Here is a 24,624-nt window from a genome sequence, read left to right on the forward strand (position 1 = left end):
TGAAAGAGTCCGGCCCGGGGTGGAAAATTCAAGCACCGAGGTAGCGTTTGGAAAACTTCGGATCCATCTTCTCCAGATCCACCACCACCAGCCCATCCACCGAATCGCAGAAATCCGGATCCACATTGAAGGCGTGGAAACTGGTCCCGCCGGGCTCTGTCACCGCGGTGTACTTCTTGAATAGCGGCGGCAACATCACGCCCTCTTCTTTCAGGATCTTTTTCAACTGCACCATATCCTCGCCGGCATCGCCGCCCAGCGGCGGCAGGTCATCGCGCGCCTCGGAAAACGGCAGGCGCGCATCGCCGAGCGGATTGTCGGTGGCGAAGTGGTGCAGGAAATAGCGCACGATCGCCGACTTGGCGCGCGCCGGGAAATTGCCCGGCATGGACACCGGCCCGAACAGGTAGCGCACGCGATTGCGCGCGATCCACTGGCCGATACCGCACCATAGCAGATCCAGGCCGCGACCACGCCAGTACTCCGGCAACAGGAAACTGCGCCCCAGCTCCGCGGAACCGGGCAGGCACTGCTGCGGCGGCCTGGGATAATTGAACAGCGTACCGCTGTAGATCTGTTCCGGTGCCAGCTTGTCGGTCTTCGCCAACCGGTAGGCGCCGGCGATCTGGCGGCGGCTGTTGTCCCACAGCAGCAGGTGATCGTAGTGGGCGTCAAAGGCATCCCAGTCGCGGCTCTGGCCGGTGCCCTCGCCCACCGCGCGGAAGGCGATCTCGCGAATGCGGGACAGTTCGCGCATCACCGGGCAATCGGGCCGCTGGCGGTACAGCCTGACCGAGAACTCGCCCTGTTGCACCAGCGTATCGCAGGTGTCGATGACCCCTATTACATCGTCCGCCGATTCGGCGGCGGCGATAATCTCCGGCCCCAACGGGCGCGGCGATTTATGCAGGCGATAGACATGCTGGCGCCACAGGCGCGCCTGGGCCCGCGGTGTCAGCGGCCAGTGGCGGAAATGTTCCGCCTCTACCGGGCTGCCGATACGGATATCGATACTGCCGTGGCTCTGCTTGAACATCTCGCGGATCAGCCACAGGGTCGACAGCGGCCGGTTGACCATCGACAGGCCGTAAAACCACAGCGAATTGCGGCCGCGCACCTGCACCGGCAGTATCGGCGCACCGGTCTTTTCCGCGAAGCGGGCGAACCCCGGATTCCAGCGACCGTCGCGCACTCCCTGCGGCGTCAGGCGCGACACCTCGCCAGCCGGGAAAACGATAATGGCACCGCCGGCGCGCAGGTGATCGTAAATACCCTCGACATCACCGCGGCGCGTGCGGCCATTGAAATTGTCCACCGGCAGCAGGTAGGAACGCAGCGGCTCGATATTCCACAACAACTGGCTGGCCACCGCTTTTACGTCCCTGCGCACCCGCGCCACCATATCGATCAGCGCCAGGCCGTCGAGGCTGCCGAGCGGGTGATTGGACACGATCACCAGCGGCCCACTGTCGGGAATCCGCTCCAGCTCCAGTGGGTTCAGGTCGTAGCGGAAATCGAAAAACGCGAACACCTGGCGGATAAAATCCAATCCACCCAGGTGCGGATAGAGCCGCCCGAACTCCTGCAACTGCTGCTCGCAGCAGATTTTCTTCAGGGTTGCCGACACCAGCCGCCGCGCCGGTTTCTGCGGCGCGGCGCTGTACCAGGGATTGCTCTGCAGCAGACTTTCCAACTGAATCATGCGGCCACCGCCTCGGTCATGATGCGCGCGATTTTCGGCGTGCGATGCCAGTGCAACAGATCCAGGCTGCCGTCGGACTGCTCCACCACGGCGCTCATGGAATCCACCCAATCGCCGCAATTGGCGTAGGTCACCGGGCCCTCGCCACCGCTCCTGCGGTGCAGCGCGGCGCGGTGGATATGGCCGCAGATAACGCCGTCCAGGCCGCGCTGCGCGGTCTCGCGAATCGCCACGTCCTCGAAACTGTTCATCATGCGCCTGGCCGCCTGCACGCGGTTTTTGACATGGTTGGCCAGCGACCACCAGGGCTTGTCGAAGCGACCGCGCCAGTAATTGATCCAGCGGTTCAGGCGCAGCATCAGGTAGTAGCTGTGGTCGCCGATGTGGTAGCTGATGGGATTGATATCGATGGCGTGTTCGAACTGGTCACCGTGGGTCACCCAGTAGCGCTTGCCGTCTGCGGATTCGTGCACCCAGTCGCGCTCCACGCGGATATTGCCGATCCGCTTGCCGGCCCAGCTGCGCATGGGCGCGTCGTGATTGCCGGGCACATAGATCACCTCGGGGGTCTGACTGCTGAGTTCCGCCAGCATCCCCATCAGCATCGAGGAGTGTTGGCACCAGCTGCCCCGGCCCTGTGCCAGCGCTTTCATATCGAAGATATCGCCGACCAGGTAAACGGTATCGGCGCGGTTCTGGGCCAGGAAATCCGCCAGCCGTTGCGGCTCGCTGTCCCTGCTGCCCAGGTGAACATCGGAAATCCACAGTGCGCGATAGCGGTTGCTCATGCCAAGGTCCCAATTGGAGGTTTGGGATACCTTGATCGACTTTTCTTACAAAAAAGGGATTTTTTGGTGAAGAATTTATTTCAGGGCGGAACCCGGCGCCTCATCCGGTGCCCCAGTCCACGCCACAAACCGAGAAGACCAAACGGTTCCGGACCGAATGGCACTAAGTTAAGCCAATAAGTCTGATGCGAAAGGCCCGCTACCGGGGGTTCTTTGCGGGACTGTCTGCGAGAGGGACCTCGCGGACAAGCCTACAGGGATGTATTCACGGCGTGTTCCGCAAAGAACCCCCGGTAGCGGGCCCGTCCCGAGCCTTAACTTAGTGCCAATCAGTTCCGGACCCTTTCGATCTGGTCGAAGCGCGACACGCTGGCCAGATAGTCTTCCCAGCTGGTCTCCAGTTCCGGCGTCTGGTACCGCTTGTATTTCTCGCGGCTCAGCCACAGCACTCGCGTTTTGGCGCGGCGCAGGTCGATCAGCGGCAACTGCTCGATCGCCGAGGGCCCGCTGTGGAAAACGGAGCCGGCGCGGGAGTTCTGGATCATGTCGCTGACCAGCGTCAGGTTGACCTCGTCGGCGCGCGGATCAATGCGTTTCAGCGCGGCAACATCGGACAGCGCCTCGTAGATCGGGGAAATGGGCTGATCCCCGGCGGAGACCGTATCGGCAATGGCCGTCTGCAGCGGCACCTCGAAACGCTTCCGGTAGAGGTCCTCGACAAACAGCCGGTTCGCCGTCAGGCCGCTGACGTCCTCCGCGGACCTGGGTTTGCACAGATCGACGATCGGATCGGAGAGGCCCGCGTAGCGCTCGTCGAGCACGAACACGGTAAAGCGGTCATTGATCCCGGACATTTCCAGCAGGCGCGATATATGCCGGTTGAGGAAATTTTTCTGGTGCGCGGACATGGCATCCGAGACATCGATAATAAACAGGTGGTGGACCTGCCGCGGCAGGCGCTCATTGCAGAGTGTGTGCCGGTCGTAGGCGTTTTCCGCCGACAGCAGTTTCTGCAGCACCACCGCGACCAGCACCACCAGTATCGCGATACCGGCGGCGAACAGCAGCAGCCCCTTGCGATCCTCCGCCGAAAACCGGCTGCGCGAACGCCTCGTCACGGCGTACCCAACCCGTTTTCCCGTTCGACCCGGCCGATAAAGTCACGGATATCCGCACGGGCCTTTTCCCAGCGTTCGCCGATCAGCTCCATGGCCGCCGCATACTCCCGATCCAGGGACGCCACCATCTTCTCGAAAAACTGCAGCTCCTCGCGGTGCTGGTCGAGGCCGACCGTATTGAGTTTCGGCAGTGTGCCCAATTCAAATCGCAGCAACTCGCCGAAATAGGCCGCGCGCCGGTTCATGATCCGCGCCGAGTGCGATTGGTAGTAACGCACCAGCTCGTCCAGCAGTGCCTGAGCGCGGGCGATATCCTCCTCGTATTCGCGGCGGATTTCCTCGCTGCGCTCGATACTGGCCTTGAACTGGATAAACTGGGAGCGGAGCTGGCGATCCTTTTCCGACAGGACCTGCTGGGTTTCATCGACCGCGTCACCGACCTCGTTGAAGGCGTCGCCACAGAGTTCCAGCCAGCGTCTCTGCAGATCCCTGACCCGCCGCGAAATTGCCGTGTAGCCCGGGTAGCGGTCCTCGACCACAAAGAATTTCGCCACCAGGGCAGACAGCGCGATGGCGCTGACAATCACCATGATCCAGGAGTTGAAATCGCGGATGCCCCAGGGGTCCGCCCACAGGCTGGTCACGGCCACCTGGGAAGCGGTGAACGGGTTGGCCTCCAGCGCCTCGCGGTAGTGCCCGACTCCCAGCACGAAATAAATCGATGCGGCAGAGAAAGCGACAAACAGCACCCCGAAACAGAGCTTGCGCAGAATATGGACGTGAAACAGGTTGCGCAGGGAAGAGGCGATAAACACCGCCAGGCCCAGGTTGACCAGCGACAGGATAAAGGCCTGGAAAAACCCACCCAGCAGCCCCAGTTCGCTGCCGCGGGACAGGAAGAAGGCGTTCAGCCCGGTTTCGAATATAACGATAAAAAAGATGGTGGCGTAGTGGAGCAGTTTCGATTCGCGGTATTCGGCATCGCGGGTGAGACCGTTGTTGTGCCGGAATATCTCCAGGTCGGCGCGCGCGGAAGCCAGGTCCCGGGCCGATTGCTGCAGTTCCTGCAGCAGCGCCGACTTGCGGCTTTCGATCTTCTTGCTGAGCTCCCGGTCGGTATTGCCCAGTTCCTGGTAGAGCTGGCGGATGTGCAGTTCGTTGCGCGCCCCGGCCTGTTCGTCAATTTCGTCCTGGCGCTTGCGGTGCACCTTGCCGACCACTTCGTTGGCGACATAGGCGCGGATACTCTCCTCGCTCTCCGTGTGCCGGGTCCGGTCCAGCTCCGGAATCCCCGCTTTCACATCCCGCTCGACGCGCTGCTCCAGCTTGAGGGCGGAGATCGCTGATTTGCTTGCCGGTATGGAGGTCATCGACTTCACCTAAATACATCCCACTTTTAGGTACTTTCCAACTCAAGACTTGGGGTTCAGTTCCCAGAGCCGGGCCGGCCCAATTTCACTTACCTGCAAGAACAGGGCAGCAGAACTCTCTGTTTACAGAATAGCCACGCAGGCGAAACCCTGCGCCGCACATGCGACAAATCGCCGGCGCACGGGGGTACAAAAGGGTAAAGCAGTTGAAGGCGGCGCCCCGGGGCGCACCGATTACCGTCGGGAGGGAGGGACGGCGGCGTCGGAAGCGTCGCCGCCGGTCGATCTACTCGGTATCCACCGGCGGGCGGCCGGGGGCGGGGAAGGGAAACTGGGCCACTTTGTCGCCCTTTACTTCCACGATCTTGCCGGTGCCCTCTTTCTCCACTTCATCGATGCGCACGATGCTGTGCATCGGGATATAGGAGCGGGTCACCGCGTTGAACTCGGACTTGAGCTTTTCCTCGCTGGGGTCCACCACCAGCTGCGACTTCTCGCCAAAGACAAACTCCTCCACCTCGATAAAGCCGTACATATCGCTCTGGTAGATGGCCCGGGCATAGAGTTCGTACACCTGGCTCTGGTTGTGGAAGATGACTTTGTAAATCGGGTTCGCCATAGAGATCTCAAAAAGGGAGCTTTCGCCCCACCAATGGTAGCCTGACGTCGGCCTCGAAAAAGCGGGCAAGCATAGCAGTCGCCCCCAGCCCCGTCTATGCAGTCCGGAACGGGGCCGCTATAATGCCCCACCTTTTCGATTGACCAGTTTTTAACCAGGCGATCTATGTCTTCCGAACTGACCGAAACCCCGGAAAGCACCGGGGTGAAAAAGCTCTACATCAAGACCCACGGCTGCCAGATGAACGAGTACGACTCGGCGCGCATGCGCGACCTGCTGGGGGAGTCCCACGCCATGGTGCCCACCGACGACCCGGAAGACGCCGACGTGCTGCTGGTCAACACCTGTTCCATCCGCGAGAAAGCGCAGGAAAAACTGTTCCACCAACTGGGCCGCTGGAAGCACCTGAAGGAAAAAAATCCCGACCTGATCATCGGCGTCGGCGGCTGTGTGGCCAGCCAGGAAGGGGATGCCATCTCCAAACGCGCGCCCTACGTGGACCTGATTTTCGGCCCGCAGACCCTGCACCGCCTGCCCGAGATGATGCAGACCCGTGAACAGAAGAACGGTGCCGTGGTGGTGGACGTGACCTTCCCGGAGATCGAGAAGTTCGACCGCCTGCCGCAGCCAGAGGCCGATGGCGCCACCGCTTTCGTGTCCATCATGGAGGGCTGTTCCAAGTACTGCACTTTCTGCGTGGTGCCCTACACCCGCGGCGAGGAGGTGAGCCGCCCGGTGGCGGACGTGCTGGAGGAAGTGGCCCACCTGGCGGACCAGGGCGTGCGCGAGGTCAACCTGCTGGGCCAGAATGTCAACGCCTACCGCGCCCCCGGCGACGATGGCCAGATCGTCGATTTCGCCGAGCTGATCACCTACGTGGCCGCCGTCGACGGTATCGACCGCATCCGCTACACCACTTCCCACCCGGTGGAGTTCTCCGATGCGCTGATCGATGTCTACGCCCAGGTGCCGGAGCTGGTGAACCACCTGCACCTGCCGGTGCAGAGCGGCTCCGACCGTATCCTGATGGCGATGAAGCGCGGCCACACGGCACTGGAGTACAAATCCAAGATCCGCCGCCTGCGCCGGATCCGTCCGGATATCTGCCTGTCGTCCGATTTTATCATCGGCTTCCCGGGCGAGACCGACCGGGACTTCGAGGACACCATGAAGCTGATCGAGGACGTGGGTTTCGATATCTCCTTCAGCTTCATCTATTCCGCGCGGCCGGGCACCCCGGCGGCGGACCTGCCCGACGACACTCCGCAAGCCGTCAAGAAACAACGCCTGCAGCTGCTGCAGCACCGTATCAACCAGCAGGCGGCGGAAATCGCCCGGCGCATGGTGGGCAACACCGAGCGGGTGCTGGTGACCGGCGTGTCGAAAAAGGATCCGGGCCAGTTGCAGGGCCGGACCGAGAACAACCGCGTGGTCAACTTCCGCTGCGACGACCTGGCGCTGATCGGCAAGTTTGCCGATGTGCTGATCGAAGAGGCGCTGCCGAACTCGCTGCGGGGCACGCTGGTGGACTCGGAGCTGGATGGGCCGCTGATTTAGATCGGGCACCGTACAGTCCCCTCTCCCACCGGGAGAGGGTTAGGGAGAGGGGAGCGCCCTTCGATCGGACCCGGTGACGGTGCGCACGGCGCACCCTACGCTAAGTCCCGAGTCCCGAGTCCCGAGTCCCGGAACTGTAATACCACCATGTTATAAGTCCTAGAACCAGTTAGAACCCATTCGTCACACTCTGCCCTTTCCCCTACCGGGAAAATGGGTATACCCTAGCAATGAATCCCCCAGATAAAGGTGCCGGAAACCAATTTGGAAACACATACCCTCGCTCACAGTATCACCCTTGAGCCCAACGACGCCCGCCGCCTGGCCAACCTCTGTGGCCAATTCGACCAACACCTGCGCCAGATAGAACAGCGACTGGATATCGAGATCCGCAATCGCGGCAACCAGTTTGCCTTCTACGGCGAGCCGGAAACGGCCCGCGCCGCCGGTGAACTGTTGAATTTCCTGTATCAGGAAACCGATACCCGCGACCACCTGACGCCGGAGGAGATCCACCTGGCGCTGCAGCAGTCCGGTGTCGAGGAGTTGCAGCAGGGCGGCAACGACAAGGCAGACGAGGCGGAGAAAGTGGTACTGATCCGCACCAAGAAATGCTCTGTACGACCGCGCGGCGGCAACCAGCGCAAGTATGTGCGCGCGGTGCAGACCAACGATATCAACTTCGGCATAGGCCCGGCCGGTACCGGCAAGACCTACCTGGCGGTGGCCTGCGCCGTGGAAGCGCTGCTGAAGGACGATGTCGAACGTATCCTGCTGGTACGCCCGGCGGTAGAGGCCGGCGAAAAGCTTGGCTTCCTGCCCGGCGACCTGAGCCAGAAGGTGGACCCCTACCTGCGCCCGCTCTACGACGCCCTCTACGAGATGCTCGGTTTCGAGACGGTGGGCAAGCTGATCGAGCGCAACGTGATCGAGGTGGCACCGCTGGCCTATATGCGCGGCCGCACCCTGAACAACGCCTTCGTGATCCTGGATGAGAGCCAGAACACCACCCGCGAGCAGATGAAGATGTTCCTGACCCGCATCGGCTTCGGCTCCACCGCGGTGATCACCGGCGACCCCAGTCAGGTGGACCTGCCCCGCGGCCAGTCCTCCGGCCTGCGCCATGCGATCGAGGTACTGGGCAAGGTCAACGGCATCAGCTTCACCCACTTCGGCGCCAAGGATGTGGTGCGCCACCCACTGGTGCAGCGCATTGTCGAGGCCTACGACGCCCACGAAGCCGAGCGCGAGGCCCTCTCCCTGGAAGGCAGGGCCGGCAAACCGGGCGAAGACGCGGCCTGAGGCCGCCGCCCGCCGATGTGATCGCGATCATGACCGAACTCACCCTCGAGGTGCAGCGCGCGAGCCGCTGCACCGGCCTCCCCTCCGACGATGAGATCCACCGCTGGGCCACCGCCGCGCTGGCAGACCGCCGCGCCGGGGCGGAACTCAGTGTACGCATCGTCGATGAAGACGAGAGCCGGGAACTGAACCACCAGTACCGCGGCAAAGACAAGCCCACCAATGTTTTGTCCTTTCCCGCCGAGCTGCCGGAGGATTTAAATCTCCCATTGCTCGGCGATCTTGTAATATGTGCCCCCGTTGTCGCCCGCGAGGCGGAACAGCAGCGCAAAGCCACCACCGCGCACTGGGCACATATGGTGGTCCATGGCACACTGCACCTCCTGGGTTACGACCATATCGAGGATGCGGACGCGGAGATCATGGAGGGCCTGGAAACCAGCCTGTTGGAGGGGCTGGGGTTTACAGATCCCTATATCCCGGCAGAAGTACAGGAATAGACAACGGCGGCGGCTTTCCCGCCGCTGAAACCAGTGACTAGTGGGCTGCTTGTAAAGTTCGGTAACTTTGGCGAAGCGAACTGTTACCTGACTTTGCGAGCAGCCCACTAATGTAAGAGTGAGAGAAACCCGGAGCATGGCCACTTCCATGACCACTGACGAACCCCCAAGTAGTCCCTCACCCAGCAAGGGTGAGAAGAACTGGCTGGAAAAGCTGTTCGGGGCTTTTTCGGCAGAACCCAAGTCCCGCGATGAACTGCTGGATATCATCAAGGACGCCGCGGAGAACCAGCTGGTCGACGCCGAGGCCCTGTCCATCATCGAGGGCGCGCTGGATGTCTCCAGCCAGCAGGTGCGCGAGATCATGATCCCGCGCTCGCAGATGGTGGTCGTCAGCCTGCAGGACAAACCGGAGGAATTCCTCCCCAAGATCATCGAATCCGGCCACTCCCGCTTCCCGGTCATCGGCGACAGCGTCGACGACATTCGCGGCATACTGCTGGCCAAGGACCTGCTGCCACTGGTGCTGAAGGGCGTGGGCGAGTTCCGCCTGGAAGATATCATCCGCCCCGCCAATATCATTCCCGAGAGCAAACGCCTGAATATCCTGCTGCGGGAATTCCGTGAGAACCGCTACCATATGGCGGTGGTGATCGACGAGTACGGCGGCGTTTCCGGCGTGGTCACCATTGAAGACATCCTCGAGGAGATCGTCGGCGAGATCGAAGACGAAACCGACGAGGAAGAGGCGGACAGCTTTATCCGCAAAGTGGGCGAAAACGACTTTATCGTCAAAGCCCTCACCCCCATTGAGGAGTTCAACGAGTACTTCAAAGCCGAACTGAGCGACGAGGAATTCGACACCATCGGCGGCCTGATCATGCAGTCCTTCGGCCACCTGCCGGGGCGCGACGAGATCACCCGCCTGGGCAGTTTCACCTTTCGTGTACTTTACGCCGATAACCGGCAAATTCACCTGCTGAGAGTAATGCGGAGTAGCGAGAGCGGTAAACAGAGTGAAACCGGTGATTAAACACTCAGCACTGGCGATTTTTGCCGGCGGCCTGCTGACCCTCTCCTTCGCCCCCTACGGCTACTGGATCTGCGGCCTGCTGTCGCTGGCACTGCTCGCCTGGCTCTACCTGCGCGCCGCCGGCGAACAGCGACTGCCGGGCAGGCGCGCTTTCTGGCTCGCCTTCTGCTACGGCCTGGGCCTGTTCGGCACCGGCGCGTCCTGGGTCTATGTCTCCATCACCCACTTCGGCAACTCCTCGGTGCCCCTGGGCCTGCTGCTGACCGGCGGCTTCGCCGCCGTGCTGGCAGTGTTGCTGGCACTGCCGTTCTGCTTTCTCGGCCGCTTTACCGACAATCGCGCCAGCTTCGCCCTGGCCTTCGCCGCGCTCTGGTTCGCCAGCGAATGGCTGCGCAGCTGGGTCTTTACCGGCTTCCCCTGGCTGTTCGCCGGTTACGCACACCTGGACACACCGCTGGCGGGCTGGGCCCCGGTGCTCAGTGTCTACGGTATCGGCCTGCTGCTGGCGCTCACCAGCGCGGTGATCGCACTGCTTGTGAGCGGGCGACTCACACCGATCAGGGAAAAATCCAGCATCGCCCTGCTGCTGGCCGCCGCCCTGCCCTGGCCCGCCGGTGCCCTGCTGACCCAGGTGAACTGGACCCATCCCGAGGGCGAGACCCTCGAGGTGGGGCTGGTACAGGCCAATATTCCCCAGGAGAAAAAGTGGCTGCCGGAGTTCCGCGGCGAAACCATCAGCCGCTACCAGAGAGGCACCCAGGAGCTCAGCGCCCGGGGTGTGGACGTCGTCATCTGGCCGGAAGCCGCACTGCCGCTACTGTACCACCAGGCGCCCAACCTGATGGAAGCACTGCAGCGCAACGCGGAAAAGACACAGATCGACCTGATCAGCGGCCTGCTCTACGACCAGCAGGACACGGACAGCAACCGCAGGATCATCCACAACTCGGCGGCCGTCTTCGGCCGCAGCCCGCAGGTCTACCACAAACGCCACCTGGTGCCGTTCGGCGAATATGTACCGCTGGAGGAATGGATTCGCGGCACCATCGAGTTCTTCGACCTGCCCACCTCGTTCATTCGACCGGGAGCGGAGGGGCAGCAGCCGCTGCACGCCGCCGGTACCAGTTGGGCACCGCTGATCTGCTATGAAATCGTCTACCCGCGCATGGTGGCCGACAGCGCACTCTCGTCGCAGGTGCTGCTGACCATCAGCAACGACGCCTGGTTCGGAGACTCCATCGGCCCACTGCAGCACATGCAGATGGCGCAGATGCGCGCACTGGAAACCGGTCGCTACCTGGTGCGCGGCACCAATACCGGCGTCACCGCCATCGTCGATCCCCGCGGCCGGATCACCCGCAGACTGCCCCAGTTCGAGCAGGCCACGCTGGTGGGCGAAGTCTCGGCGATGCGCGGCAATACGCCCTTTATGCTGGCGGGAATTTCTGCAGTCTTTGCCCTGGCGTTGCCGATGCTGGCGGGCGCAGTGCTGTTGCGTCGCAGGAAAAGGGCTGTCGCCGAGAGCCCGCTGGCGGGCGAGCTTCCCGACTGACTGACACTGTCGCAACGACACTTCGACGCCGGGCTTCCACCCGGCGCCGGAAGCTACCCTTAAATTGCACATATATCGCATCAACCACCGCCAGCGCCCGTCATTGCTGGCTTCGACTGCTATGCTGCAGACAAATTACTTCAAAATGGCGGCACGGATGCCCTCTTCTATGCATTGTCTAATCAGCGGTGGCACGGGCCTGATCGGCCGGCTGTTTTGCCAACAGTGGCTGGCGCGGGGCAACACTCTGACTGTCCTGAGCCGGAAACCCGACAAGGTGCACAAACTCTGCGGCGAGGCGGCCTCGGGCTGTCGGGAACCCGAGGATGTGGACACCCCGGTCGATGTGGTGGTGAACCTGGCCGGCGAACCGATCACACACCGCTGGACGGAAAAACGACGCGCAGAAATCCGCAATTCACGCCTGGACACCACGGAGAAACTGGTGCACTGGTCCCTGTCCCAGGCCCGGCGCCCGCGCTATTTCCTGTCCGGTTCGGCAGTGGGCTACTACGGCGATCGCGGTGGAGACCTGCTGCGGGAGAACAGCCCCCCCGGCGGGGGCTTCGCCGCGCAACTGTGTCGCGACTGGGAGGCGGCCACCCTGCCCCTGCAGGAAGCCGGTATCTGTGTCGGCACCATGCGCACGGCAATCGTGCTCTCCACCCGCGGCGGCGCGCTGGCGCAGATGCTGCCGGCCTTCCGCCTGGGCGTGGGCGGGCCGATGGGTTCCGGCGAGCAGTGGATGAGCTGGATTCACGAGGAGGACATCATCGGCCTGATGCTGCACGCCATCGACCACCACCTCTGCGTCCCGTTCAATGCCTGCGCCCCGGAGGCCGTCACCAACAACAGCTTTACCCGCCTGCTGGGCAGGCAACTGCACCGCCCGTCCCTGATGCGCGCACCGGCCTGGCTGTTGAAGCTGTTGTTCGGGGATATGGCGGAGGAACTGCTGCTGGCGAGCCAGAAGATGGAGCCGGGTACCGCCCTGGACAGCGGCTACAGTTTCCGGTTTCCGACCCTGGAACAGGCACTCGCGGACCTGCTGCAGAAGAACGGACACGCGAAGAAAGCGCAGGCCTGAACATTCATAAACTGGCCCAGCGGCGACGCTGCTGCCAAACCGGCTAACGGCACGCAGGGGGATTGCCCCTACGCCGCCTCCTCGCTGCGACCGAGCGCCTGCGCCAGGTAGCGGCGGCCGGACTCGCCCACCACCAGCTCCGCGCGACACTCCATCGGCGCCGAGCCCACCCACTGGGCGTGCCAGCGGTACCAGTGGCGCTCCTCGCCATCGCAGCGCAACTCGACGAAGTCGACCTCGGCCGGCTCCAGGCGGAACTCCCGCACTATCTGCCCGGCAAAGGTCTCGAAATTCTTGCTCACCTGAGCCGTCCCCTCACTACCCGCACAGAGGAAAACCAGCTCGCGGCCGTCCTGGACCGTGCGCTTGAAGCCGATCTGTACCGGTCGGTTGAGACGGTTGTGCAGTTGAATGGGGGAGAAGGATGAAGGAATACCCGTCATCTCAAAGTACCTCTTTTATTGTTATTGCTGCTCACAGCCAACGACTCCTGATCGACAATAAACAACAAAGGCAGCCACTGTGAGGCCTGCCATCTTATGTCCGCCTAGCGGGTCCGACAAGCGCATAAGGTGACTCCCGTTCGGCCTGCAGTTGGCCCGTTCCATAGGAACCCGCGCTTCACCGATGGTTCCTTGCGCCTGTCGCATACGGCCTCAGCATGCGCGCACCGGCGGCAGGGGCCGCCAGTAGTACCAGGCCCGCGCCAGCAGTTCCCGCCAGTAGACCTGGGTGCGCAGCAGCGCCGCCGCGCTCGGCAACCAGCGCAGCAATCCCGTCTGCGCCCGCGGCAACAGCTCCTCTGCGCCGCCCACCGACAGCGGCTGTACCTGAATACCGGCGCGGGCGAACACCCTGGCCGCCCGGGGCATATGCCACCAGTGGGTGACCAGCACCACGCTCTCGATGCCGGAGTCGTGCAGCAGCGCCGCCGAATTGACCGCATTCTCGGCCGTGGTACGACTGCAATTCTCGCGCCAGGTTGCCGGCCGCCGGAACAATTTCTGCATCAGCTCCGCCATCAATTCCGCCTCGGAGGCCTGCTCCCGCTCGTATACGCGACCGCCGGACACCATGACCGGCAGCGGTTCCGGTGCCTTGTCCACAGCCCAGGCGACCCGCTCCAGGCTGGTGGCCGACAGGCGTTCGTTACCGGATTTCTCATCCCGGTAACGGCCTCCACCGAGGATCACCACAGCTTGGGGCACCGCCTCGGGATCCCGTACCGCCTTGCCCAACTGCCCCCCGAGCCAGGCGGAAAATGCCGGTGTCGCGCATATCCACAGCGTGGCGGCCGAGAGCATAGCCAGCGGCAATGACAGTTTTGCGAAAGGCGAGGCGGCGGGAAAACACCAGAAGATAAAAGCCAACAGCAGGCCCAGCAAGGGGGCGAGCGGAGGCATAACCAGGGTGGTCAAGATGGCGTGGAACTCCATTTATTGTCCTTAAACTTCACAGTCGATAGTTGCCACAAAGCGCTGAAGGCCGGGCGGGGTACGGCCCGCCCCAGAACTTCCAAAAGCCCGGCGCTTACTCTTCCAGGCCACCCTCAATCTGGCGGAAACAGCCATAGCCACAGCGATGGCAGGGCGTGATCTGGCTGTTCTCCGGCGGCAGCGCGCGGTAGCCGCAGCCGAGGCACTGCAGCTCCTCCCCGGCCACGGTGCGCTCGCCGGCCAGGGCCCAGGGCTTGCCCGCCCTGATACAGCGCATCAGGTTGGGCCAGGCGGTCTCGGTGGGGTCGGCACTGTCCAGCAGCCAGCTGCCGCCGCGCTCCTCCAGCGTCTGCAGCTCGCCCCCCAGCCCGCGCAGGTAGTCCGCTGCGCGGTGCAGGTCATCTTTTAACCAGGCACGCAGGAAGGCGACCTTGTTGGCGGTCAGGTCTTCCACCGCCAGTTCCCCCTCCACCAGATCTTCCAGATCCCGGCGCAGTTCCTCCGCCAGATCCTCCTCCGGCGGCAACTTCGGTTCCTTCGTCACTGTATCCCTCCTATAATCCCGCGTTTGGCAAAGCATCTGATGCCGCGGGCGAACCCGGTCGGGGAAGGCCCAGGCGAGATTCCGGGCATTTCCCCACAATTTTCGATCACAGAGTATAGGTCCCCAATCGATGGAAGAGCAGTACAACCCCTCCGCAGTCGAAGCCTCCGCCCAGCAGTTCTGGGAGGAACAGCAGAGCTTTGAAGTGACAGAGGACGCCAGCAAGGAAAAGTTCTACTGCCTGTCCATGTTCCCCTACCCCAGCGGCAAGCTGCATATGGGGCATGTGCGCAACTACACGATTACCGACGTCATCTCCCGCTACCAGCGCATGCAGGGCAAGAATGTACTGCACCCGATGGGCTGGGACGCCTTCGGCCTGCCGGCCGAGAACGCCGCCATCCAGAACAGGACCGCGCCGGCTGTGTGGACCTACGCCAATATCGACTACATGAAGGGCCAGCTCAAGGCCCTGGGCTTCGGCTTCGACTGGTCGCGCGAACTGGCCACCTGCCAGCCGTCCTACTACCGCTGGGAACAGTGGTTCTTCACCCGCCTGTACGAGAAGGGCCTGGTGTACAAGAAGAACTCCGCGGTCAACTGGTGTCCCCATGACGCCACGGTGCTGGCCAACGAACAGGTCGAGGACGGCTGCTGCTGGCGCTGCGGTACCACCGTGGAGCGCCGCGAACTGGCGCAGTGGTTTATCAAGATTACCGACTACGCCGAGGAACTGCTGGCCGACCTGGACAAGCTACCCCACTGGCCGGAACAGGTGCGCACCATGCAGCGCAACTGGATTGGCAAGAGCAAGGGCGTGGAGCTGACCTTCGCGCTGCCTGAAACGATCGCCGGCGTGGACCACTTCGACGTCTACACCACCCGCCCGGACACGCTGATGGGCGTGACCTACGTGTCCCTGGCCGCCGAACACCCGATCGCGCTGGCGCTGGCCGAGGGCAACCCGGAACTGAAAACCTTTATCGCCGAGTGCAAGAAGCAGTCCATGTCCGAGGCCGACATGGCCACCATGGAGAAAAAGGGCATGGACACCGGCCTTGTGGCCATCCACCCGATCACCGGCGACGAGATCCCGGTGTGGGTGGCCAACTATGTGCTGATGGATTACGGCTCCGGCGCAGTGATGGCGGTACCGGCACACGACCAGCGGGACTGGGAATTCGCGCGCAAATACAACCTGCCGATCGAGCAGGTGGTGGCGCCTGAAAACGGAGAGGAGATCGATCTCGAGAAAGAGGCCTTCACCGGAAAGGGCAAGCTGGTCAATTCCGGCGGCTTTGACGGCCTCGACTTCGATGCCGCCTTCGACGCCATTTCCGCGGCCCTGAAGTCCGCCGGCAAGGGCCGCGTGACCACCAACTACCGCCTGCGCGACTGGGGCGTGTCCCGCCAGCGCTACTGGGGCGCACCGATTCCGATGTTCAACCTGCCCGACGGCGGCGAGATCCCGGTACCGGCGGACAAGCTGCCGATCCTGCTGCCGGAGGACGTGGAGCTGGACGGCGTACACTCGCCGATCAAGGCCGACCCGGAATGGTGCAAGGACGAACTGAACGGCGAGCCGGTGGAGCGCGAGACGGACACCTTCGACACCTTTATGGAATCCAGCTGGTACTACGCCCGCTACACCTGCCCGGATTTCGAGCAGGGCATGCTGGACCCGGAGCGCGCCAACTACTGGCTGCCGGTGGACCAGTATGTGGGCGGCATCGAGCACGCCATCCTGCACCTGCTGTACGCGCGCTTCTTCCACAAGCTGATGCGCGACGAGGGCCTGGTCGACAGCGACGAGCCCTTCAAGCAGCTGCTGTGCCAGGGCATGGTGCTGGCGGAATCCTTCTACAGGGAAAAGGATGGCCACAAAAGCTGGATCAACCCGGCCGATGTGGACGTGCAGCGCGACGACAAGGGCAAACCGATCAAGGCCGTCGAGCGCGCCACCGGTGAGGAAGTGGTTGCCGGCGGTGTGGTCAAGATGTCCAAGTCCAAGAACAACGGCATCGACCCACACGCGGCGGTGGAGCAGTACGGCGCGGATACCGTGCGCCTGTTCACCATGTTCGCCGCACCGCCGGAGCAGACCCTGGAGTGGCACGACGCCGGTGTCGAGGGCGCCAGCCGCTTCCTGCGCAAGCTGTGGAAAACGGCACACGGCCATATCGCGGCCGGAGGCAAGCCGGCAACAATCGACCAGGCATCGCTGTCCGACAAACAGCAGCAACTGCGCCGCAAGACCCACGAGACCATCCAGAAGGTCGGCGACGACTACGGCCGCCGCCTGACGTTCAACACCGCCATCGCCGCGGTGATGGAACTGCTGAACGATGTCGGCAGGCTGGCCGAGCGCGACAGCGATCGGGGCCTGGCGGTGGAGCACGAGGCGCTGCACGCCGCGGTGCTGCTGCTGGCCCCGGTCACGCCACATATCTGCCACCAGCTGTGGCAAGCGCTCGGCAACGATACGCCGCTGGTGGATGCCCAGTGGCCGCTGGTGGACGAAAATGCCCTGGTGCGCTCGTCCATCACGCTGGTGGTGCAGGTCAACGGCAAGGTGCGCGCGAAACTGGATGTGCCGGCGGACGCCGACAGGGAAGCGCTGGAAAAGCTGGCGCTGGCCAGTGAAAACGTGCAGAAATTTATCGGCGACGCCACGGTGCGCAAAGTGATCGTGGTGCCGGGCAAGCTGGTCAATATTGTTGCCAAATAATGGGACTCGCGCAGGGGGAACCCTGCGCACCGTTGACCCCGGTGGTGCGCACGGCGCACCCTGCCATGCCGGCTCGCCCCGCAATCGATAACAAGACATACCATGAAGAAAATAACCAGCTGCATTTTGCCATTACTCATCATCGCTGCCACCAGCTGCGGCTGGCACCTGCGCGGCGCGCCGAAAAACTTCCCACCGGGCAGCGAGCTGTATATCTCCGCCCAGGACCCGCGCAGTGATATTGCCGAAGAGCTGACCCGCCTGCTGCAGAACGCCGGCGTGCCCATGGCGCCAACGCCGGAGCAAGCGGACTACGCCCTCATCATCCACGAGGAAATCGAGCGCAAGCGCACCGTGTCGGTGGATGCCAAGGGCCGCGCCTCGGAATACGAACTGATCACCAGTGCCCTCTACAGCGTGCGCGACAGCGGCGGCCGCTGGCTGCTGAACAACGCCGAGGCGGATGTCTACCGCACCCTGGTATGGGACGACGACGAGATTGTCAGTAAGGGCGAAGAAGAGCGCCTGATGCGCGAGGAAATGCGCCGCGAACTGATCGGCCGTATCATCGACCGCCTGCGCCGTATCGATGTCAGTGCCACCGCGGAAGACAGAAGCTACTGATGAGAATCAACCCCCGCCAGTTACCGCAGAGCCTGAACAAGGGCCTGCTGCCGATCTATATCGTCTCCGGCGACGAACCGCTGGTGGTGCAGGAATGCTGTGACAGCATCCGCGCCGCGGCCAGGGATACCGGCTTCAGCGAGCGCGAGCTGCTGCATGCCGAACACAATTTCGACTGGGGGCAACTGCTCGCCTCGGCCGGCAGCATGTCGCTGTTTGCCGAGCGGAAGGTCATCGAACTGCGCCTGCCGGGCGGCAAGCCCGGCGACAAGGGCAGCAAGGCGCTGCAGGAATTCGCCAGGCTCGCCAGCGACGACCTGCTGCTGTTACTGGTGCTACCGAAACTGGACCGCTCCCAACTGAACAGCAAATGGATCAAGACACTGGATCAAAAAGGTGTACTGATCCAGGTCTGGCCCGTGGACGCACAGGAAATGCCGCGCTGGATCCACCAGCGCCTGCGCGCCGCCGGCCTGGACGCCGAACCGGAGGCCATCCAGATTCTCGCCTCCCGGGTCGAGGGCAACCTGCTCGCCGCCAGCCAGGAAATCGAAAAACTCAAACTGCTCAGCAGCGACAACCTGATTACCGCCGCGACCATGAGCGACGCCGTGGCCAGCTCCGCCCGCTACGATGTGTTCGGGCTGATCGACCGGGCGCTGGCCGCCGATGCCGAGGCGGCCATCAAGACACTGCACGGCCTGCGTGCCGAGGGCGTGGAAGCGCCGGTGGTGCTCTGGGCACTGGCGCGGGAAATCCGCAGCCTGCTGGAAATTGGCGAAAAGCTCGACCAGGGCCAGCCGATCGTGCGCCTGGTGCGCATCCAGAAGCGCCAGCCACTGGTGCAATCCGCCCTGTCGCGACTGCACCCGCGGCAACTGGAAGGCCTGCTACTGCGCGCCCGCGCCGTGGACAATGCGATCAAGGGCGGCAAGGACCAGGATCCCTGGACCGGGCTGCTGGAACTGACCCTGAACCTGTCCGGCAAGCGCAGCATCTGAGGTTGCGCGCCTACCCTCTCCCCACTACCAGTATTTCAGTTGAACACCAGTCCCTGAACCTGCCATTACAACCGTCCCTCCGCGCACAAGCTTTATTTTTCAAGGCAACTATTTATACTCGAGCGACTGCCTGGATGAGCAGTCCCCACGTTCAAAAGGAAATGAAGTATCATGAAAATCAATTTTTTCAAATGCCTGATACTGGCAGCCGGCCTGGCAGTCGGCAGCAGCGCTCTTGCGGCCACAGATTACTGCAGCTCCGAGGGAAGCAACACAAACTACGAATGGATAGAGGCCGTCAGCCTGAATGGCCAGGCCTTCACCTCCGGAAACAACAACGGCTATTACATACACCCGGAAAGCGACATTGAGCTCCTGGCCAGCAACAACACCATGACCCTGACTCCCGGCATGCTCAATACCGGCTTTGTGGAAAACTGGGGAGTCTGGCTGGACGCCGACGGCGACAAAACCTTCAGCAACAGTGAGCAGGTTTTCAGCCATGCCGGCAGCGACAGCAGCGACCTGACGTTCGACCTCCCCGCCACAACCGCGCCGGGTCAAACCAGGTTGCGAGTGGTAATGCAGTACGGCAGCCAACCGGGCCCCTGCGGCAACTACACCTACGGTGAGACCGAGGACTTTGACCTCACCATTTCCACAGGGGAAGACCCCTCCTACAGCCACCACATAGTCATGGATCATGACTTTACGGTACACCGCAATGGCGAAATCGGTGATGATCTCAGCTGGGTCATCGAGAAGGATGGCCAGGTCGTTTTACAACGCAATGCCGCCGGCGAGCTGCAGTACCGTTACTTCAGCAACCTGTCCGGCAGTGATTACCGGGTTTGGCTGCAGGCATTAATCGATGGCCAATACCAACAGGTTTCAAACCGGGTTGAATATACTCCCGGCATTACCGACCTGTTTGAATTGAACCTCGGCAGCGGCTATCAATTCGAACGCTCAGGCTACCTGGGCGATAGCGTGCAGTGGGTCATCGAAAAGGACGGACAGGTGGTTCTCCAACGCAATGCCGCCGACGAACTCAACTATACCTATTTTGACAATACCGGGGGCAGTCAATTCCGGGTCTGGTTGCAGCAGTTTATCGACGGCGAGTACCGTGTTGTATCGAACACTGTCGAATACCAGGCCGGTCAAAGCCAATTCAACCTGAGTGCCGACCAACACTTCGAAGTCGCCCGAAATGGCCAGCTGGGCGACCAGGTACAGTGGGTGGTGGAAGAAAATGGCCAGGTGGTACTACAGCGCAACGCCGCCAATGAACTCACTTACACCTATTACAACAATACTGAAGGTAACCACTACCGCGTCTGGTTACAGGAGTTTGTCGACGGCAACTACCAGATAGTTTCCAATATTGTTGAGTACAGCGTAACAGCCGCCCCCTGGAGCCTGTCCATGGATGGGCAATACCAACTGAGCCGCAGCGGCCAGCTCGGCGAAAACCTGCAGTGGGTCATTGAAAAAGACGGCCAGATCGCGCTCAAGCGCAACGCAGCCAATGAGCTTACCTATACCTACTACAACAACAGCCCCGGCAGTCACTATCGCGTCTGGCTGGAACAGTTTGTGGATGGCTACTACACCGTCGTATCCAACACCGTCGAGTACACCGTCCAGGCAGAAGGGGAACAGTATCCCTACAGCCTGAGTGTCGATGGCAACTACCAGCTGACCCGAAGCGGCCAACTGGGCGACAACCTGCAGTGGGTCATCGAGAAAAATGGCAGTGTAGTCCTGGAGCGCAATGCAGCCAATGAGCTCAGCTACACCTATTACTCCAATACCAGCGGCAGCACGATCGAGGTTTACCTGCAACAGTTTGTCGACGGTAGCTACCAGCAGGTATCCAACTCGATCACCTACAGCATCCCCTGATTCGGGATCGCTCATCCAGAGACGACGTCGCTGCACGTCAACGTCTCACCGGCAGAAAAGCGGGCATCCATTAATGCCCGCTTTTTCTTATCCTCCCAAACCGACACTCAACATGCTCCCCGCCCCAGCCAGACGACCGGACTACGCCAGCGGCAACACCAAATACGTCGATTGGTATGACAATTTTGAACCCAGTACACAATTAGAGGTTTACTCCGATGCCAGGAGCGACCACTCTCTCGCCCTGAACAATTAAAGCCCACAACAATAAAACCCTTTTATTTCAATCAAATACAGACTCTAGTGAAATTTATTTGACAGACGACAGTCGATTTTCGCCCCTTTTTGGCCAGGCCTCCCGCATTGCGCACCAGAAAAGCTCATGCAATTATTGTCTTACCATACTACGGTAATTTTACCGTATTGGTCTGGCAATGAATGCCGTACCCATTGCCCGGAATGGCGAGCCGAATCCAGCGACAGTGCTGGTTCACAGCGCGGCCGGGAAATTGGCTCAAAACTCAAACAATAAAAGGACGAGAAGCAGCGATGATCAATCACTCCATAAAACCCGTATTGCGCAACTGCCTGTTTGCCCTGCTTGCGCTTCCCCTCTGTGCCCTGGCCCAGCCGGGCGGCTTTGCCAGCCTCAACGGTGGCACCACCGGCGGCGCCGGCGGCAGTACCGTGACCGTCAATAACGGCACCGCCCTGCAGGATGCGATCGACAATGCCTCGGGGCCGATTACCATCTACATCGACGGCACCATCACACCGGGCAATTCGTCGGACAGCAAGATCAACGTCAAGGATGCCAGCGATGTGTCGATCATCGGTGTCGGCGGCAATGGTCGTTTCGACGGTATCGGGATCAAGATCTGGCGCGCCAGCAATGTGGTCATCCAGAACCTGACCATCCACGAGGTGGACACCGGGGACAAGGACGGCATCAGTATCGAGGGTCCGGCCAACAATATCTGGGTGGACCACAACGAAATCTACGCGTCGCTGGATGTGGACAAGGATTACTACGATGGCCTGGTGGACAGCAAGAGCGGCGCCGAGTACATCACCATTTCCTACAACTATTTCCACGACAGCTGGAAGGCATCGCTGCACGGCTCCTCCGACAGCGACAGCGGCAACCGCTACGTGACCTTCCACCACAACCGCTGGGAGAACATCAATTCCCGCGCACCGCTGTTCCGTTTCGGTTACGGACACATCTATAACAACTACTACAACAACGTCATCAGCACCGGCATCAACTCGCGCATGGGCGCATTGCTGCGGGTGGAAAACAATGTGTTCGAGAATGCGCAGAACCCGCTGGTGTCCTTCTACAGCGACGACATCGGCTACTGGGATGCGCGCGGCAACAGCCTCAGCAACGTGACTTGGGAGGAAGGCGACGGCATAGTCGCCGGCGACAGCATGGCCTCCACCACCACCTACGACCCGCCCTACAGTTACAGCCTCGATGCGACCGGCAGCGTCAAGGACCACGTTATCGCCTGCGCCGGCGTGAACAAGGGTTCCAACTGCAGCAGCGGTGGCGATGACGGCGGCTCCGGTGACAACAACGGCACCGTCAACGGTACCTACCGCATAGTGCCGGTGCACAGCGGCAAGACCCTGGACGTCACCAACTGCGGCACTGCCGGCGCCACCAATGTGCAGCAGTGGACCTGGCTCGACAACGACTGCCAGAAATGGAATATCTCCACGGTGGACGGTATCTGGCACCGCGTCTCGCCAGTCAATGCGCCGGCCATGGCGCTGGATGTGGATTCCTTCTCCACCAGCGACGGCGGCAATGTCATGCTGTGGGAATACTGGGGCGGCAGTAACCAGCAGTTCCGTTTCCAGAGTGCCGGTACCGGTCGCTGGCGGATCATCAATCGTAACAGCGAACGGTGCCTGGATGTGGAGGGCATATCCACCGCGGACGGGGCCAATATTTTCCAGTGGACCTGTATCGCCGGCAACAGCAACCAGCAGTTCGAGCTGATTCGGCAGTAGTTACAGAACCACTCATCAGACGCAACTGAAACTCACGGGTGATTGACCGCTCCCGCTATGACCTCGAGAGCGGTCTGTCGATTTCAAACCTGCCCATCCTGCCGCCGCCATCCGCAAGGATATCGTTTCCACGAAAGTTCATGAGCAGCGCGCAGAATAGTGAACTAGTCTTTCCTGTGCGGGGGTGACCCGATCTCGCACCCTCCCTCGCCGTACTTCCAGTACCCTCAGATCAGCCAAACCACAGGAACAACGTCCGATGAAATCGCCGATGACATGGCGCATGATCACCCGCGTCTACCTGGCAGCAGCAATAGCAATGACATCCTGTTTTTCCGTTGCCACCACGACAAAACTCACACCGGACGAAGCAAAACAGATTGCCATCGAGGCCTACCTCTACGGCTACTCCCTGATCTCCGTGGAAATGACCCGCAGGGTAATGACCAACGTAGCCAAACCTACCGACAAGCATGCCCCAATGGGACAGTTTGCCAACCTGCGTAAATACCCCTCCGCCAAGTTCCGAGACGTCACCGCTCCCAATGCCGACACGCTCTACTCCAACGCTTTCATCGATGTTTCCGAGGAACCCTGGATCATAAGCTGGCCTGATATGGGGGAACGCTACTATGTGTGGGAGTTTTACGACGCCTGGGTGCCGGTGATATTCGCCCCGGGGTCACGCACCACTGGTCAGAAAGCGCAGACCTATGTCATCACCGGACCCAACTGGCGTGGTGAGCTACCCGATGGCATAAAGGAGGTAAAGTCACCCACGGCTTCGCTGTGGATCCTTGGCCGTACCTATTCCACAGGAACCCCGGAAGACTATAAAAAAGTCTGGGCGCTGCAGGACCAGTACAAGCTCTACCCACTCAGTTACTGGGGAAAAACCTACATTCCTCCGCACGCCACCGTGGACCCAGAAATAGATATGAAAACCGCCGTTCGGGATCAGGTAAATGCGCTGGATGCAGGACGTTATTTCAGCTGGATGGCGCGGCTGATGAAAAACAATCCGCCCACGCCGGAAGATGCTCCGATCGTGGAAAAAATGAAAAAAATAGGCTTGGCGCCCGGCAAATCCTTTGATCTGGAAAATTTCGAACCGGCGGTTGCCAAAGCCATCCGTCAGGCACCCGCCACCGCCTGGAAGCAGATTGTCGACTACACCAGGGAGTCGGGCAAAATGAACAACGGTTGGCTGGTCAACCTCAAGGTCGGCCACTACGGCACTGACTACATGGCGCGCGCCTGGCTGTCCGCATTTGGCATTCCCGCCAACGCACCCAAAGACGCTGTCTACCCGGTGGGACAGACAGATGCCGACGGCGAGCCACTGGACGCCTCAAAACACGACTATGTAATCCACTTTAAATCGGAGAAAGACCTGCCACCGGTAAACGGCTTCTGGTCACTGACGATGTACGATGACGAATATTTTTTCGTACCCAATCCACTGAACCGTTACACGCTCAGTGAACGTAACAACCTGAAAAAGAATCCGGATGGCTCTATCAGCCTATACCTGCAGAAACAAAACCCCGGCGCGGAGAAGGAATCCAACTGGCTGCCTGCGCCGGATGCGAAATTTATCCCCATGTTCCGCCTCTACTGGCCGAAAGAAATTCCGCCTTCGGTCCTCGACGGCAGCTGGTGGCCACCGGTCATCGAAAAAAACTGATGCCGAGAAGATAGCACGCACGCGACCGTTTTTCTCCCGCCGCTGG

The 24,624-nt window shown here is 61.4% G+C and carries 20 protein-coding genes; 12 read left to right on the top strand and 8 right to left on the bottom strand.

What is annotated here, in order from left to right; genetic code table 11:
• Nucleotides 1-28: 28 nt before the first annotated feature.
• From olsF to MWN76_RS00965, 5 genes are all read right to left on the bottom strand, one after another.
• Entirely contained in the window at nt 29-1,702 is a 1,674-nt protein-coding gene (olsF, locus tag MWN76_RS00945) for a bifunctional ornithine lipid synthase OlsF (RefSeq protein ID WP_250458619.1), read from the bottom strand.
• Nucleotides 1,699-2,490 carry a UDP-2,3-diacylglucosamine diphosphatase gene (locus MWN76_RS00950; protein ID WP_250458620.1) on the bottom strand — a complete coding sequence of 264 codons (792 nt, stop codon included), beginning with the start codon at nt 2,488-2,490 and terminating at the stop codon, nt 1,699-1,701. The genes olsF and MWN76_RS00950 overlap by 4 nt, the downstream gene beginning before the upstream one ends.
• A 329-nt stretch (nt 2,491-2,819) precedes the next feature.
• Entirely contained in the window at nt 2,820-3,608 is a 789-nt protein-coding gene (locus tag MWN76_RS00955) for a hypothetical protein (RefSeq protein WP_250458621.1), read from the bottom strand.
• Entirely contained in the window at nt 3,605-4,978 is a 1,374-nt protein-coding gene (locus MWN76_RS00960) for a hypothetical protein (RefSeq protein ID WP_250458622.1), read from the bottom strand. Before MWN76_RS00960 ends, MWN76_RS00955 begins: the two co-directional genes overlap by 4 nt.
• Before the next feature lie 286 nt (nt 4,979-5,264).
• Nucleotides 5,265-5,597 (bottom strand): DUF1820 family protein, encoded by a 333-nt coding sequence (locus MWN76_RS00965; protein ID WP_250458623.1) that lies wholly within the window; start codon nt 5,595-5,597, stop codon nt 5,265-5,267.
• A 165-nt stretch (nt 5,598-5,762) separates the two neighbouring features.
• Here MWN76_RS00965 and miaB point away from each other — a divergent pair, with 165 nt between their 5' ends.
• From miaB to MWN76_RS00995, 6 genes are all read left to right on the top strand, one after another.
• A complete protein-coding gene (gene miaB, locus MWN76_RS00970) occupies nt 5,763-7,154 on the top strand; it encodes a tRNA (N6-isopentenyl adenosine(37)-C2)-methylthiotransferase MiaB (RefSeq protein ID WP_250458624.1) in 1,392 nt (463 codons plus the stop codon).
• A 264-nt stretch (nt 7,155-7,418) separates the two neighbouring features.
• Nucleotides 7,419-8,456: a PhoH family protein gene (locus MWN76_RS00975; protein WP_250458625.1), complete on the top strand. Its 1,038-nt coding sequence runs from the start codon at nt 7,419-7,421 to the stop codon at nt 8,454-8,456.
• A gap of 29 nt (nt 8,457-8,485) precedes the next feature.
• Nucleotides 8,486-8,956 (top strand): rRNA maturation RNase YbeY, encoded by a 471-nt coding sequence (gene ybeY / locus MWN76_RS00980; RefSeq protein WP_250458626.1) that lies wholly within the window; start codon nt 8,486-8,488, stop codon nt 8,954-8,956.
• Between the two features lie 136 nt (nt 8,957-9,092).
• Nucleotides 9,093-9,989, top strand: coding sequence for a CorC family transporter (locus tag MWN76_RS00985; RefSeq protein WP_250458628.1), 897 nt, complete (start codon nt 9,093-9,095; stop codon nt 9,987-9,989).
• The gene (gene lnt / locus MWN76_RS00990; RefSeq protein WP_250458629.1) at nt 9,982-11,541 is read left to right on the top strand and encodes an apolipoprotein N-acyltransferase; all 1,560 of its coding nucleotides are present in this window, start codon (nt 9,982-9,984) and stop codon (nt 11,539-11,541) included. Before MWN76_RS00985 ends, lnt begins: the two co-directional genes overlap by 8 nt.
• A gap of 169 nt (nt 11,542-11,710) precedes the next feature.
• Complete coding sequence (locus tag MWN76_RS00995) at nt 11,711-12,628, top strand: TIGR01777 family oxidoreductase (RefSeq protein WP_250458630.1); 918 nt, start codon at nt 11,711-11,713, stop codon at nt 12,626-12,628.
• A gap of 68 nt (nt 12,629-12,696) precedes the next feature.
• Here MWN76_RS00995 and MWN76_RS01000 read toward each other — a convergent pair whose 3' ends face one another.
• From MWN76_RS01000 to MWN76_RS01010, 3 genes are all read right to left on the bottom strand, one after another.
• Nucleotides 12,697-13,071 carry a hypothetical protein gene (locus MWN76_RS01000; protein ID WP_250458631.1) on the bottom strand — a complete coding sequence of 125 codons (375 nt, stop codon included), beginning with the start codon at nt 13,069-13,071 and terminating at the stop codon, nt 12,697-12,699.
• A gap of 213 nt (nt 13,072-13,284) precedes the next feature.
• Nucleotides 13,285-14,064 (bottom strand): YdcF family protein, encoded by a 780-nt coding sequence (locus MWN76_RS01005; RefSeq protein WP_250458632.1) that lies wholly within the window; start codon nt 14,062-14,064, stop codon nt 13,285-13,287.
• Between the two features lie 94 nt (nt 14,065-14,158).
• Nucleotides 14,159-14,608 carry a zinc ribbon-containing protein gene (locus tag MWN76_RS01010; RefSeq protein ID WP_250458633.1) on the bottom strand — a complete coding sequence of 150 codons (450 nt, stop codon included), beginning with the start codon at nt 14,606-14,608 and terminating at the stop codon, nt 14,159-14,161.
• Nucleotides 14,609-14,738: 130 nt separating this feature from the next.
• Here MWN76_RS01010 and leuS point away from each other — a divergent pair, with 130 nt between their 5' ends.
• From leuS to MWN76_RS01040, 6 genes are all read left to right on the top strand, one after another.
• Nucleotides 14,739-17,336, top strand: a complete 2,598-nt coding sequence (gene leuS, locus MWN76_RS01015) for a leucine--tRNA ligase (protein ID WP_250458634.1) — start codon at nt 14,739-14,741, stop codon at nt 17,334-17,336.
• Between the two features lie 102 nt (nt 17,337-17,438).
• Nucleotides 17,439-17,960: an LPS-assembly lipoprotein LptE gene (locus MWN76_RS01020; protein WP_250458635.1), complete on the top strand. Its 522-nt coding sequence runs from the start codon at nt 17,439-17,441 to the stop codon at nt 17,958-17,960.
• Nucleotides 17,960-18,961 carry a DNA polymerase III subunit delta gene (holA, locus tag MWN76_RS01025; protein WP_250458637.1) on the top strand — a complete coding sequence of 334 codons (1,002 nt, stop codon included), beginning with the start codon at nt 17,960-17,962 and terminating at the stop codon, nt 18,959-18,961. The genes MWN76_RS01020 and holA overlap by 1 nt, the downstream gene beginning before the upstream one ends.
• A 171-nt stretch (nt 18,962-19,132) precedes the next feature.
• A complete protein-coding gene (locus MWN76_RS01030; protein ID WP_250458639.1) occupies nt 19,133-20,869 on the top strand; it encodes a GEVED domain-containing protein in 1,737 nt (578 codons plus the stop codon).
• 549 nt (nt 20,870-21,418) lie between these two features.
• Nucleotides 21,419-22,891, top strand: a complete 1,473-nt coding sequence (locus MWN76_RS01035; protein ID WP_250458641.1) for a pectate lyase family protein — start codon at nt 21,419-21,421, stop codon at nt 22,889-22,891.
• A 259-nt stretch (nt 22,892-23,150) separates the two neighbouring features.
• Nucleotides 23,151-24,578: a DUF1254 domain-containing protein gene (locus MWN76_RS01040; RefSeq protein WP_250458642.1), complete on the top strand. Its 1,428-nt coding sequence runs from the start codon at nt 23,151-23,153 to the stop codon at nt 24,576-24,578.
• The last annotated feature ends 46 nt before the right edge of the window (nt 24,579-24,624 follow it).

The organism is Microbulbifer litoralis (assembly GCF_023634065.1).
GTDB lineage: Bacteria > Pseudomonadota > Gammaproteobacteria > Pseudomonadales > Cellvibrionaceae > Microbulbifer > Microbulbifer litoralis.

Excerpts from the sequence above, each read along its gene's own strand:
- MWN76_RS01000 (WP_250458631.1), bottom strand. The coding sequence starts at position 13,071 with ATGACGGGTATTCCTTCATCCTTCTCCCCCATTCAACTGCACAACCGT.
- olsF (WP_250458619.1), bottom strand. The coding sequence starts at position 1,702 with ATGATTCAGTTGGAAAGTCTGCTGCAGAGCAATCCCTGGTACAGCGCC.
- leuS (WP_250458634.1), top strand. The coding sequence starts at position 14,739 with ATGGAAGAGCAGTACAACCCCTCCGCAGTCGAAGCCTCCGCCCAGCAG.
- holA (WP_250458637.1), top strand. The coding sequence starts at position 17,960 with ATGAGAATCAACCCCCGCCAGTTACCGCAGAGCCTGAACAAGGGCCTG.
- MWN76_RS01040 (WP_250458642.1), top strand. The coding sequence starts at position 23,151 with ATGAAATCGCCGATGACATGGCGCATGATCACCCGCGTCTACCTGGCA.
- MWN76_RS00960 (WP_250458622.1), bottom strand. The coding sequence starts at position 4,978 with ATGACCTCCATACCGGCAAGCAAATCAGCGATCTCCGCCCTCAAGCTG.
- MWN76_RS00950 (WP_250458620.1), bottom strand. The coding sequence starts at position 2,490 with ATGAGCAACCGCTATCGCGCACTGTGGATTTCCGATGTTCACCTGGGC.
- MWN76_RS00995 (WP_250458630.1), top strand. The coding sequence starts at position 11,711 with ATGCATTGTCTAATCAGCGGTGGCACGGGCCTGATCGGCCGGCTGTTT.
- MWN76_RS01005 (WP_250458632.1), bottom strand. The coding sequence starts at position 14,064 with ATGGAGTTCCACGCCATCTTGACCACCCTGGTTATGCCTCCGCTCGCC.
- MWN76_RS00985 (WP_250458628.1), top strand. The coding sequence starts at position 9,093 with ATGGCCACTTCCATGACCACTGACGAACCCCCAAGTAGTCCCTCACCC.
- ybeY (WP_250458626.1), top strand. The coding sequence starts at position 8,486 with ATGACCGAACTCACCCTCGAGGTGCAGCGCGCGAGCCGCTGCACCGGC.
- MWN76_RS01020 (WP_250458635.1), top strand. The coding sequence starts at position 17,439 with ATGAAGAAAATAACCAGCTGCATTTTGCCATTACTCATCATCGCTGCC.
- miaB (WP_250458624.1), top strand. The coding sequence starts at position 5,763 with ATGTCTTCCGAACTGACCGAAACCCCGGAAAGCACCGGGGTGAAAAAG.
- MWN76_RS01035 (WP_250458641.1), top strand. The coding sequence starts at position 21,419 with ATGATCAATCACTCCATAAAACCCGTATTGCGCAACTGCCTGTTTGCC.
- MWN76_RS00965 (WP_250458623.1), bottom strand. The coding sequence starts at position 5,597 with ATGGCGAACCCGATTTACAAAGTCATCTTCCACAACCAGAGCCAGGTG.
- MWN76_RS01030 (WP_250458639.1), top strand. The coding sequence starts at position 19,133 with ATGAAAATCAATTTTTTCAAATGCCTGATACTGGCAGCCGGCCTGGCA.